This is a genomic window from Microbacterium sp. ACRRU, assembly GCF_022346945.1.
Lineage (GTDB): Bacteria > Actinomycetota > Actinomycetes > Actinomycetales > Microbacteriaceae > Microbacterium > Microbacterium mcarthurae.
Map to the genome: position 1 here is coordinate 49,046 of NZ_JAKRNI010000005.1, position 11,456 is coordinate 60,501.

Sequence of the window (11,456 nt, forward strand, 5' to 3'; positions counted from 1 at the left end):
ACCGGGCCCGAGCCGGTCAGCCCCGCAGCGCCTCCGCCAGCTTGACGCGGGCCCCCATGCGCAGCAGGGAGTTCTGATAGATCCGGGCCGCGATGGCGATCGCCGCGACGCACGAGGCGATGAGGATCAGGAGCGACAGCACGGGCTCCCACCACTGCGCGTCGCCCAGGTACATCCGCAGCGGCATCCCGACCGGGGCCGAGAACGGCACGTACGACATGATCGTCAGAACGACGGGGTTGTCGTTGAAGAAGATCACGAGGAAGTACGGCGCCATGACGAGCATCGTGATGGGCGTCGTGGTGGCCCCGATGTCCTCCTGGCGCGAAACCATCGCCGCGGCCGCCGCGAACAGGGATGCCAGCAGCACGAAGCCGAAGAGGAAGAAGATCGCGAACCACGCGATCGGTGCGCCGAGCGCCCCGAGCACTCCGATCTGATCCGTCACGGCCAGACCCACCACCGCCACCGCTGCCAGGAGAAGGATCTGCGCCATCGCGAGGATCGTGTTGCCGAGCACCTTGCCGGCCAGCAGCGCCCGCACCGGGATCGCCGAGATCAGGATCTCCACGACGCGGGTCTGCTTCTCCTCGACGACGCTCTGGGCGATCGTGCCGCCGAACGTACTCGCGGCGATGAGGAAGACCACGCCGAAACCGAGCGCGATGAAGTAGCGGAGCACGTCGGCGGCACCGGCGCCGGGTTCGAGCGACTCCACGGGGGGCGTCTCACTCAGCATCTGCAGCAGAGTGCCCGGCACCCCGTCCTTCACCACGACGGTGTAGTCGAACGCGGGGTTCGACGACCCCGATACCAGGGCGGCATCCACGGTGTCGTCTTCGACGAGGGCTCGCGCGGCGTCGTCGGAATCGGCGACCGTCGCTTCAATGCCCTCGAGACCCGAGAGCGCCGACTGCGTCTGGCTCGTCACGGCGACCGGGATGCCGCTGCCGACCGCATCGCGTGCGGCGAAACCGCCCCACAGGACCGACGCCAGCGCGGCGACGACGAGGATCGCGGTCGAGATGACGAAGGCTTTGCTGCGCAGCTTGGAGCCGATCTCGCGCTCGGCGACGAGCCACACGCTCTGCAGCTCGCCGGGCGCGCCGGGCGTCGACCGGCGCGGCGTCGTTACGGTGCTCACTGGATGACCTCCTTGAAGATGTCCGCGAGAGTCGGACGCTGCGGCGCGAAGCTGGCGACGTCGCCGCGGGCGACGGCCGCCCGCAGCACGGCCTGTGCCGTGTCGTCGTCGGCGGCGTCGAAGACGGCGTATCCGCCGTCGAAGTCCCTTACCGTGATTCCGGGCTGTTCGCGCAACCAGCCGGCATCCCCACCCGAGAGCAGCTCGTAGCGGTGCGTCGCGTGCTCGGCGCGGAGGGCCTCACGGCTACCGGCCGCACGGATCGTGCCACCGGCGATGATGACGAGGTCGTCGCACAGACGCTCCACGACGTCGAGCTGGTGCGAGGAGAACAGCACGGCGGTGCCGGTGGACGCCTTCTCCTGCAGGACGCCGGCGACGACGTCGACCGCGAGCGGGTCCAGACCCGAGAACGGCTCGTCGAGGATGAGCACATCGGGCTCGTGGACGAGTGCGGCGGCGATCTGCGCGCGCTGCTGGTTGCCGAGCGACAGGGTCTCGACGAGGTCTCCCAGGCGCTCACCGAGGCCGAGCCGCTCGAGGAGCGCCGTGGCCTTGGCCGTGGCCTCTGCCTTGCCGAAGCCGTGCAGCCGCGCGAGGTAGGCGATGTGCTCGACGACCTTCATCTTCGGGTACAGGCCGCGCTCCTCGGGCATGTAGCCGAAGCGTCGCCGATCGGCGGCGGTCAGGGCCGCGCCGTCGATCGCGACGGTGCCCGCGTCCTTGGCGAGCACGCCCAGCGCGATGCGCATGGTCGTCGTCTTCCCGGCGCCGTTTCCGCCGACGAAGCCGGTGAGCCGGCCGGGGGCCACGGTGAAGCTCACGTCGTCGAGGACGCGGCGACCGCCGTAGCTCTTGGTGATGCCGTCCAGTTCGAGCACGGTCCACCCCTTTCTGGTGATGGCTCCACGCTACGGATGGCGCCGGGCAGCGGCATCCGCCTCGGGGAGGGTTTGCGCTCCTCCCCCGTGCGGGGGAGACGTCGGAGGCGGACGCGACGCGGGATGACCGGCGCCCGGGTCGCGGTCCCGGGGCGACCTACGTCAGGCCGTGGCGGTGGGCGAGCACGACCGCCTGCACGCGGTCGCGCGCCCCGAGCTTCTGCAGCACGTTCGACACGTGCGTCTTCACCGTGGCCTCGCCGATGTACAGGCGCGCGGCGATCTCGGCGTTGCTGAGCGCCTGCGCGACGAGGCGGAGCACTTCGGCTTCGCGTTCGGTGAGAGGCTCGGCCAACCCGAGAGGCTCGGCCGTGGCCGCGCGCGGGGCGGGTGTGGATGCCACCGCCTCGGCGCCGGCACCCGCGAACCGCGCGATCACCCGACGCGTGACCTCGGGCGCGAGCAGCGCGTCGCCCGCTCCGACCACCCGCACGGCGGCCACCAGCTCCTCGGGACCGGCGTTCTTCAACAGGAAACCGCTGGCCCCCGCCGCGAGCGCGTCGAACAGGTAGTCGTCGCGGTCGAACGTCGTGACGATGAGGACGGCGGCGTGCGAAGCGGGGTCGGCGACGATGCGGCGCGTCGCCTCGAGACCGTCCATATCGGGCATCTGCACGTCCATGCAGATCACGTCCGGCTGCAGCTCCGCGGCCGCGCTGATGGCCTCGACGCCCGTGCCCGCTTCTCCGATGACCGTGATGTCGGCCTCGAGGGACAGGATCGTCCGGAAGCCAGCCCGCATCATCGCGTGGTCGTCGACGAGTAGCACCCGCAGTTCAGACATGCGAGACCCCCGCGTCCACCAGGGGCACGCGGACCCGTACGAGATACCCTCCGCGCGCCCGCGGCCCTATCTCGATGCTGCCGCCCGAGACCGCGGCGCGTTCGCGCATGCCCCGCTGGCCCAGCCCCGGCGCGGCGGAGCCGCCGCGGCCGGTGTTGGTGACTTCGAGTTCGACGCTGGTGTCGTCGTAACGCACGCGCACGTCGGCGGTCGCGTCAGGTCCCGCGTGGCGGCGGGCGTTCGTGAGCGCCTCCTGAGCGATACGGAACAGATTCACCTGCACGAGCGGTGGCGGCTCCACGGGCGGGTCGCCGATGACGGCGAACGTCGTCGGCAGCCCCGCGGCCGACGCCTCCGCGACGAGCGACGGGATGGATGCCAAGCCGTGCGTGGTCGGGGCGGTGTCGGTGCCGGGTACGTCTCCCTCGATGGCATCCGGGGTCCGCAGGGTTTCGAGGAGGTGGCGGAGCTCGCGCAGCGACGTGCGCGCGGACTCCTCGACACCGCTGAGCACCTCGCGTGCTTTATCGGCGTCGCGGTCCATGACGGAACGGGCGACGCCGGCCTGCACACCCATGAGCGACACGTGATGGGCGACGACGTCGTGCAACTCACGGGCGATGCGGACGCGGTCGAGGGCCACCGCCTGTGCGGCCGTGATCTCGCGCTCGGCCTCGAGCTCGGCGGTGCGTTCCTCGAGGGCCGCGCGCTGCATCCGCTGCTGATGCGAGCGCTCGCCGAAGTAGTACGCGCCTCCGAAGAAAAGGGCATTGAGTCCGAGCGCCAGCAACTGTGACGCAACGAAGGGCGAGAACGCGCCCGTCCGGGAGGGGAACCCCTCGGGCACTTGATCCACGGGCACCGTCGCGTCCTGGAACATCGTCACGAACAGCCAGGCGAACATCGCGAGGGTGATGGCCACGCGGACGATCGTCGCCCGGCGTCGGTCGGTCGACCACGCCCCCACGGTGTAGATCGCGATGAAGATGGCGATGTTGCCCGCGTACACCTCGGGGATGCGCAGCGTCACGGCGAAGAAGTACGCCAGCGACACGATCACCGCCACGACCGACGGCCACCGGCGGCGGAACGCGAGCGGGACCGACAGGACGGCGACGTACACGACGGCGAGCACGAACTCGGACTGGCGGTCGCCGTAGATTCCGGCGACGGAGGACAGCACCGCGCTCAGCAGACCGCCGACGAAGAGCACAGCCGCGAGCACGATGTCGTTGCGCCACTGCGCTCGCGAGAGGTTCGGCATCCTTCCACGTTATGGGCACGCCCGGCGTTCGGCATCCCCCTCCGGGCGGAGTCAACCCCCGGGGGGAATAGGGCCGAGGAAGAAAAGCTTGCAAGTGAATGCACCGGGCGTTTCCCGCCCTCGTCGTCCCAGAGAGGAACATCGTGACCGAGTACACGATCGGCTACATCGTCGGAAGCATCTCCAGCACCTCGATCAACCGCCGTTTGGCGAAGGCGCTCGAGAAGGTGGCGCCCGAGGGCGTGACCCTGAAGGAGATCCCGATCAAGGAGCTGCCGTTCTACTCGCCCGACTACGACGGCAACTTCCCCCCGGTCGCGCAGGAGTTCAAGAGCGCGATCGAGGACGCCGACGGCGTCATCATCGTCACCCCCGAGTACAGCCGCTCGATCCCCGGCGTCCTCAAGAACGCCCTCGACTGGTCCGCCCGCCCGTACGGTGAGGCCTCGTTCAACGACAAGCCCACCGCCGTCGTCGGCACCTCGCAGGGCGGAATCGCCACCGCGGCCGGGCAGCAGCACCTGCGCTCGGTGCTCCTGCACTACAACGCTCTCGTTCTCGGTCAGCCCGAGGGCTACATCCAGTCCACGCCCGGTCTGTTCGAGGACGACGGCACTGTCACCGACGAGTCGACCGCGGCGTTCCTCCGCTCGATCATCGAGGCGCTCGTGACGCTGGTGCGACGCACGGCACCCGCCGAGGTTCCCGCGGCCTGACGCTGCGCCTTCCCGGTTTGGGGCGCGTTTCGCGTTCTGGGGCGTGTTTTTTCACGCCCCACGGCGGAGAACGCGCCCCAAACGCGGGGCCGAACGACCGCGTCGGGTCAACCGCCGAGCGCGTCGGCCTTTCGACGCAGCAGCGTGGCCTCTCGCTTGTTGCGCGTGAGCGTCGCGGCGGCGAGCAACTGGGCGCGGGCGTCCTCGATGCGTCCCAGGCGCGCGAGCAGCTCGCCGCGTACCGAGGGCAGCAGGTGCGAGCCGCCGAGGCCCGTGGCATCCATCGCGTCCACGATCGCGAGGCCCTCCTCGGGGCCGGATGCCATCGACACGGCACCCGCACGATTCAGCTCGACGACGGGGTTCGCGGTGATGCGGCCGAGTAGCTCGTACAGCAACACGATGCGGTCCCAATCCGTGGTCTCGACGCTCGCGGCCTCCGCGTGACACAACGTGATCGCGGCTTGCAGCTGATAGGGACCACGCCCCTTGCCGAGGGCGTCAGCGCGTTCGAGGAGTTCGCGTCCGCGAGCGATCGCCGAGCGGTCCCAGCGCCGGCGGTCCTGGTCGGCGAGGAGCACGGGATCCCCGTTCGCGTCGACGCGGGCGGCGAATCGGGATGCCTGGAACTCCATCAGCGCGGACAGGCCGAGCACCTCCGGCTCACGGGGGAGCAGCCGATCGAGGACGCGGCCGAGGCGCAGCGCCTCGTGGGCCAGTTCGGTCCGCAGGACGGCGTCGCCCGTGCTCGCGACGTAGCGCTCGGTGAAGATGAGGTAGACGACGGTGAGGACCGCTCTGCGCCGCGCGGGCCACTCGGCGGGCTCGGGCACCGCGAAGGGGACGCGCGCCGCGCTCAGCGCCTTCTTGGCGCGGACGATCCGCTGCTGCATCGTGGGGACGGACACGAGAAACATCCGTGCGATCGCCTCGATGTCGAGGCCGCCGACGACGCGAGCCGGCGTCGCGACGATCCGGGCACCTTCGATGCGCCAGATCGCCGCGACGCGGCGCGGGAGGTCGGGGTCGGAGGTCACCGCGCGGACTGCTACTCGCGCCAGCCCTCTTCCTTCTGGATGTACTCGTTGTCGGCGAACGCCGCGAAGTCGGTCTCGTCGGTCACCCGGCGCACCTCGAGCTTGTTGCCGGCGATCAGCGGCGCGCGTCGCGCCCACTCGATCGCCTCGTCCCGCGACGACACCTCGATGATCCAGAAGCCGTTGAACAGTTCGTGCGTCTCGCCGTAGGGGCCGTCGGTGACCACGGGCTCCTCGCCGCCGAACTCGACGACGAAGTTCTGGCTCATGTCCTCGGCGAGGCCGTCGCCGGCGACGAGCACGCCGGCCGTCATCATCGCCTCGTTGTAGGCACCCATCTCGTTGATGACCTGCTCGAACGGGATCTGCTTGTACGCGGCGTACGCCTCGTCGGTGCCGCGCATGATCAGCATGTACTTCGTCATGGTCTCTTCTCTTCCCTGCTGACGTGGATTCCGGGGGAGCGGATGCTTGCCCCTACTATCGCGTCGAACGGCGGCGGGCGGAATCGACAGGGCGTCGGGGAAGTTTCCGGGATGCCGTCACTCGCGGATCATCCGCGACACCGCGCCGTCGAAACCCGGATCCGATCACTCGTCTCCGGGGTCGGAGCCTCCACCGTCGGCTCGCCGGTTTCGCGCAGCGGTCTCGCGACGGAGCTGTACGAACCCGACGGCCATGAACGCGAGGCCGGCCGCGAGGAACGCGACCCGCAGGGCCAGATGCACCTCGGGGAACAGCAGGTTCGGGAGGGTCAGCACGAACACGGCCGCGACGAAATACCCGACGGCGGTCGATCCGTGGGGATCCTTGGTCGATGCCATGGAGCACCTCCTTCATCGCTCAGAGCCTACGAACACCGCCGCTGCCGCGCCTCCCCCGTGCGACGGAGAAGAGGGATGCCGTCAGCCGAAGATCATCGGGAGGTCGTCGTCGACTTCCCCGCGCGAGAGGTCGAGGTCGGCGACGACGGGGACGTGGTCGCTCGGCGCCTCGCCCTTGCGTTCGTTGCGGTGGATCTCGGCGCCCTGGACGGCATCGGCGAACGCCGGAGAGCCGAGGATGAAGTCGATGCGCAGCCCCTCGTTGCGGGGGAAGCGGAGCTGCTTGTAGTCCCAGTACGTGTAGCCCGTGGGGACCAGCGGGCGCACGACATCGGCGAGTCCGGCGGATTCGAACGCCGTGAAGGCGGCGCGCTCGGGCGGCGAGACGTGCGTGGTCACGCCCTCGATGACCGTGGGGTCGCCGTTGTCGGCATCCGTCGGGGCGATGTTGAAGTCACCGGTCAGGGCGAGCGGAAGGCGGGGATCCGCCGCGAGGGTGTCTTCCGTGTGGCGACGCAAGGCGTCGATCCAGTCGAGCTTGTAGCGGTAGTGGGGGTCGTCTAGCCCGCGGCCGTTCGGGACGTACAGGCTCCACACCCGGACCCCGTCGATGGTCGCGCCGAGCGCGCGCGCCTCTTTCGGCAGGTCGGGGCCTTCCTTGCCCTTCTCGAACCCGGGCATGCCGGGGAAGCCGATCTCGACGTCTTCGATCGGCTCACGGCTGGCGATCGCGACGCCGTTCCACTGGTTCAGCCCGTGCGCGACGACGTGGTACCCGGCCTCTTCGAACGCGGCGTACGGGAACTGCTCCGTCTTGCACTTGATCTCCTGCATCGCCAGCACGTCGATGTGCTCGCGCACGGCGAATTCGACGGTGCGGGCGACGCGGGCGCGGATGGAGTTGACGTTCCAGGTGGCCAGGCGCATGGCATCCAGCCTACTTTCGGCCGCCGACACCGCCGTCCCTCCCGGGGTGTCCCGCTGCCGGCGCAATAGACTCGTCGCCGTGACCGCCGCCTCCACGCCCGAGCTCGAAGCCGACCGCCAGGCCCTCATCGGCCTGATCTCCGACGAGGCGGTGTTCCACGGCGACTTCACGCTCTCGAGCGGGAAGAAGGCGACGTACTACGTCGACATGCGCAAGCTCACCCTCGATCACCGCGCCGCCCCCGCGATCGGGCGGCTGGTCCTCGACCTGGTGAAGGACCTCGACGGCGTGGTCGCCGTCGGCGGACTCACGCTCGGTGCCGACCCCATCGCCAACGCCGTCATGCACGAGTCGGTGCACGCGGGCCGCCCGCTCGATGCGTTCGTCGTGCGTAAGGAGCCCAAGGACCACGGTCGCGGACGCCAGATCGAAGGCGCCGACGTGAAGGGGAAGCGCGTCGTCGTCGTGGAGGACACGTCGACGACAGGCCAGTCGGCTCTCAAGGCCGTCGAGGCCCTCCGTCGTGAAGGTGCCGAGGTCGTCGCGGTCGCCGTCATCGTCGACCGGAAGACGGGAGCGCAGGCCGCGATCGAGGCCGAAGGCCTGCAGTGGCTGGCATCCATCGACCTCGACGACCTCGGACTGCAGCCGCAGTAACTCCTCGCGGCCGTTCCGAGAACAGGCGATTCCCTGAGAACAGGCCGTCTCGGCTCTGATCGACCTGTTCTCGTGGTGTTCCCTGTTTTCGCGATACGGGTCGGATGTCGCCATCGGGCAACGTGGTTAGTCACCGTTCTCGCGATGAGGGCCGGATGCCGCCCGCCCGGCCGTGCCGGGGTCAGTCGGTGCCGTCGCCGGGGCCGTCGAACGGGTCGCGGCCTCCGTTGCGCCGGGAGCGTCGCCACTGCACGAGGAACGCTACGAGCGTTCCGGCGGTGATGAGAAACGCCGTGAGAAGCCAGAGTGTGCGGTCGTCCATGCGGGGGTCCTCGAGGGTCAGGGGCGCTTACCGGCGGCGGCGTCGGCCACGATCTTCGCGATGCGCGCCTCGCGCGTCTGCGGTCGCACCGCCATCGCGATCTGGGTCAGTCCGAATTTGCGGCTCGAGGGGGGAAACGCGTCCCAGTTGGCGCGTGCGGCCGGAACGGCGTCGAGAGCCGCGGTGAGTTCCGGTGGCTCGATGCCCGCCTCGGGCCCGTCGAGCACCTCCCAGGCGCCGTTGGCGCGGGCGACCTCGAGGGCGCGGATGCCGGCTGGGCGGAGCCGACCCTCGGCCTCGAGCCGGGCGATGCGGGCCTTGTTGGTCGCGGCCCACCCGCTCGTCGGGCGCCGGGGCGCGAACCACAACCCCGAGCTGACCTCGTCGAACACGCGCACCGGTCCGTCGATCCAGCCGAAGCACAGCGCCTCGCAGATGGCGTCTTCGTAGGCGACGTAACGCCCGGCGTCGGAACCTCGGCCGCGCAGCAGCCACGCGCCCTTCGACACGGTGTGGTTCTCTTCGAGCCAGCGGCCCCATTCCGCAGCGTCGACCGCCGCGACCTTCACCCCGTCGTCGAGCGCACCCACGTCACAGGCCTTCCGCGAGACCCTCTTCGCCGTCGGCGAGGTCGGTCTCGACGGGCTCGTCGCGCACGAGCTCGGCGACGGAGGAGAGGATCTCGTCCGGACGGAAGGGGTACTTCTCGATCTCACGCTGATCGCTGATGCCGGTCATCACGAGCACGGTGTGCAGCCCGGCCTCGATGCCGGCCACGATGTCGGTGTCCATGCGGTCGCCGATCATGCCGGTGTTCTCGGAGTGCGCTCCGATCCGGTTCAGAGCCGAGCGGAACATCATGGGGTTCGGTTTCCCCACGATGTAGGGCTCTTTGTTGGTCGCCTTGGTGATGAGCGCGGCGATCGCACCGGTCGCGGGCAGGACCCCTTCGGTCGACGGGCCCGTGGCATCCGGATTCGTCGCGATGAAGCGCGCGCCGTCGCGGATGAACCGGATCGCCTTCGTGATGGCCTCGAAGGAGTAGTTGCGCGTCTCGCCGACGACGACGTAATCGGGAGCCGTCTCGGTCATGATGAAGCCCGCCTCGTGCAGGGCGGTGGTCAGACCCGCCTCACCGATGACGAATGCGGAGCCGCCGGGCATCTGCGACCGCAGGAAGTCGGCGGTCGCCAGGGCCGAGGTCCAGATCGAGGACTCGGGTACGACCAGCCCCGAGGCCCTCAGCCGGGCGCTGAGATCGCGCGGCGTGAAGATCGAGTTGTTGGTGAGCACGAGGAACGGCGTGCCCTCCGCCCGCCACTGCGCGAGCAGCTCGGAGGCGCCGGGAATCGGCGTGTTCTCATGAACGAGCACGCCGTCCATGTCGGTGAGCCAGCACTCGATGTCGCCCCGGGTTCGCATGGGCTCAGCCTATCCCCGGGGGCCGACACGGCCACGAGGAAGACCAGGAGAGCGGGCCGCGGCCTGCGGAGCCGCGGCCCGCTTCGCGCGTGCTTACTTGAACGCGTCCTTGACGTTCTCGCCGGCCTTCTTCGCATCGGCCTTGGCCTGGTCGGCCTTGCCCTCGGCGACGAGCTTGTCGTTGTCGGTGGCGTTGCCGATCGCTTCCTTCGCCTTGCCCGTGATGTCCTGGGCGGCGTTCTTGATCTTGTCGTCGAGACCCATGATCCGTTTCCTCTCGTGAATGCAGACGTCGCGCCGGGCGGTGTCGCCGTGGCGGCGTCGGTGTTCTCATCTCTCAGACGCGTGTCGAACGCCTTTCGTCACGCCGCCGCGCGAAAAACTTCACGAGATCGATATTCCGCATCGGGAATGCGCCCGTGACGGCGGAGAGCGATCTCGTTAGGGTCGTAGAGTGGCGCGCGACGAGTGGGACCCCCGGAACCTCCCCGACCTCTCCGGGAGGTCGTACCTGGTGACCGGGGCCACTCGGGGGCTGGGGTACTTCTCCTGCGAACAGCTCGCCGGTGCCGGCGCTCACGTGTTCCTGACCGGACGCAACCCGAACCGCCTCGTCACCGCCAAAGCAGCGGTCAAGCGGACGCATCCGGATGCCTCGGTCGAGACGCTCCTGCTCGACACCAGCAACCTCGGGTCGGTGCGCGCGGCCGCCGCGACCGTCCGTGCGCGCGGTCGTCTGCACGGACTCCTGATGAACGCGGGAATCGTGCACCCTCCGAAGACGCGGGAGCTCGCCGGCGGTCACGAGAAAGTCTTCGCCACCAACGTCCTCGGCCACTTCGCCTTGGCCGGCGAACTGCTCAAGCCCCTGGCCTCGGCGCGCGGCCGCATGGTGTGGGTGGGCAGCATGTCGACGTCAATCTGGACGCACGTGCCCACAGACCCGGAACTCCGCGAGGGCTACACCCCGTGGCGGGCGTACGTGCAATCCAAGGCCGCCACGACGGCCCTGGCCCTCGAGGCGGATCGGCGCCTTCGCGCGCACAGCGTTCCGGTCGAAAGCCTCGTCGCGCACCCGGGCTACTCCACGAGCGGGAGGACCCGCGGCATCCGGGGCGTCAACGAGCCGACGCGTCTCACGCGTTTCGTCGACAACCTCCAGGCCCCGTTCACCCAGTCCAAGGACGAGGGGGCCTGGGCACTCGTGCGGGCGCTGGTCGACCCCCTCGCCGAGGGCGGATCGATGTACGGCCCGGCGCTCGTGGCGCGCGGTGGCCCTCGCTCGGCGACGCCCGCGCGTCGGACGCGCGACAGTGCTCTCGGGGCCGATCTGTGGCGCGCGTGCGAGACCGGGACGCACGTCCGGTGGCCGTTCGAGAGGGTGCGCCGCACGGCATCCTGAACCGCCCGGGCGATG

Annotated in this window: 15 protein-coding genes; 3 read left to right on the top strand and 12 right to left on the bottom strand. The window is 69.7% G+C overall.

The window, feature by feature from the left end; genetic code table 11:
• Nucleotides 1–16 precede the first annotated feature (16 nt).
• The 4 genes from MHY30_RS04690 to MHY30_RS04705 form a co-directional block, all read right to left on the bottom strand.
• On the bottom strand, nt 17–1,144 hold the full coding sequence (locus MHY30_RS04690; protein ID WP_239275524.1) for an ABC transporter permease: 1,128 nt from the start codon (nt 1,142–1,144) through the stop codon (nt 17–19).
• The gene (locus MHY30_RS04695; RefSeq protein WP_239275526.1) at nt 1,141–2,025 is read right to left on the bottom strand and encodes an ABC transporter ATP-binding protein; all 885 of its coding nucleotides are present in this window, start codon (nt 2,023–2,025) and stop codon (nt 1,141–1,143) included. The genes MHY30_RS04690 and MHY30_RS04695 overlap by 4 nt, the downstream gene beginning before the upstream one ends.
• 157 nt (nt 2,026–2,182) lie before the next feature.
• Nucleotides 2,183–2,869 (bottom strand): response regulator transcription factor, encoded by a 687-nt coding sequence (locus MHY30_RS04700; protein WP_239275528.1) that lies wholly within the window; start codon nt 2,867–2,869, stop codon nt 2,183–2,185.
• The gene (locus MHY30_RS04705) at nt 2,862–4,133 is read right to left on the bottom strand and encodes a sensor histidine kinase (protein ID WP_239275530.1); all 1,272 of its coding nucleotides are present in this window, start codon (nt 4,131–4,133) and stop codon (nt 2,862–2,864) included. The genes MHY30_RS04700 and MHY30_RS04705 overlap by 8 nt, the downstream gene beginning before the upstream one ends.
• A 143-nt stretch (nt 4,134–4,276) precedes the next feature.
• Between MHY30_RS04705 and MHY30_RS04710 the strand changes: the two genes are divergently transcribed.
• Nucleotides 4,277–4,849, top strand: coding sequence for an NADPH-dependent FMN reductase (locus MHY30_RS04710; RefSeq protein ID WP_239275532.1), 573 nt, complete (start codon nt 4,277–4,279; stop codon nt 4,847–4,849).
• A gap of 107 nt (nt 4,850–4,956) precedes the next feature.
• Here MHY30_RS04710 and MHY30_RS04715 read toward each other — a convergent pair whose 3' ends face one another.
• The 4 genes from MHY30_RS04715 to MHY30_RS04730 form a co-directional block, all read right to left on the bottom strand.
• Nucleotides 4,957–5,886: an RNA polymerase sigma factor gene (locus MHY30_RS04715; RefSeq protein ID WP_374204589.1), complete on the bottom strand. Its 930-nt coding sequence runs from the start codon at nt 5,884–5,886 to the stop codon at nt 4,957–4,959.
• Nucleotides 5,887–5,897: 11 nt separating this feature from the next.
• A complete protein-coding gene (locus MHY30_RS04720; protein WP_239275534.1) occupies nt 5,898–6,311 on the bottom strand; it encodes a YciI family protein in 414 nt (137 codons plus the stop codon).
• A 165-nt stretch (nt 6,312–6,476) separates the two neighbouring features.
• A complete protein-coding gene (locus MHY30_RS04725) occupies nt 6,477–6,710 on the bottom strand; it encodes a hypothetical protein (protein WP_239275536.1) in 234 nt (77 codons plus the stop codon).
• A gap of 81 nt (nt 6,711–6,791) precedes the next feature.
• Nucleotides 6,792–7,637 (bottom strand): exodeoxyribonuclease III, encoded by an 846-nt coding sequence (locus MHY30_RS04730; protein WP_239275538.1) that lies wholly within the window; start codon nt 7,635–7,637, stop codon nt 6,792–6,794.
• Between the two features lie 79 nt (nt 7,638–7,716).
• Here MHY30_RS04730 and pyrE point away from each other — a divergent pair, with 79 nt between their 5' ends.
• A complete protein-coding gene (gene pyrE / locus MHY30_RS04735; RefSeq protein WP_239275540.1) occupies nt 7,717–8,295 on the top strand; it encodes an orotate phosphoribosyltransferase in 579 nt (192 codons plus the stop codon).
• A gap of 181 nt (nt 8,296–8,476) precedes the next feature.
• Here pyrE and MHY30_RS04740 read toward each other — a convergent pair whose 3' ends face one another.
• The 4 genes from MHY30_RS04740 to MHY30_RS04755 all read right to left on the bottom strand — a co-directional run bounded on the left by MHY30_RS04740 (nt 8,477) and on the right by MHY30_RS04755 (nt 10,303).
• Nucleotides 8,477–8,617 carry a hypothetical protein gene (locus tag MHY30_RS04740; protein WP_239275542.1) on the bottom strand — a complete coding sequence of 47 codons (141 nt, stop codon included), beginning with the start codon at nt 8,615–8,617 and terminating at the stop codon, nt 8,477–8,479.
• A gap of 17 nt (nt 8,618–8,634) precedes the next feature.
• On the bottom strand, nt 8,635–9,207 hold the full coding sequence (locus MHY30_RS15305) for a YdeI family protein (RefSeq protein WP_239275544.1): 573 nt from the start codon (nt 9,205–9,207) through the stop codon (nt 8,635–8,637).
• Nucleotide 9,208: 1 nt separating this feature from the next.
• Nucleotides 9,209–10,039: an HAD-IIA family hydrolase gene (locus MHY30_RS04750; protein WP_239275546.1), complete on the bottom strand. Its 831-nt coding sequence runs from the start codon at nt 10,037–10,039 to the stop codon at nt 9,209–9,211.
• Nucleotides 10,040–10,132: 93 nt separating this feature from the next.
• Complete coding sequence (locus MHY30_RS04755; RefSeq protein WP_239275548.1) at nt 10,133–10,303, bottom strand: CsbD family protein; 171 nt, start codon at nt 10,301–10,303, stop codon at nt 10,133–10,135.
• Nucleotides 10,304–10,493: 190 nt separating this feature from the next.
• On the opposite strand from MHY30_RS04755, the gene MHY30_RS04760 reads away from it, so the two are divergent.
• Nucleotides 10,494–11,441, top strand: coding sequence for an SDR family NAD(P)-dependent oxidoreductase (locus MHY30_RS04760; RefSeq protein WP_239275550.1), 948 nt, complete (start codon nt 10,494–10,496; stop codon nt 11,439–11,441).
• Nucleotides 11,442–11,456 lie beyond the last annotated feature (15 nt).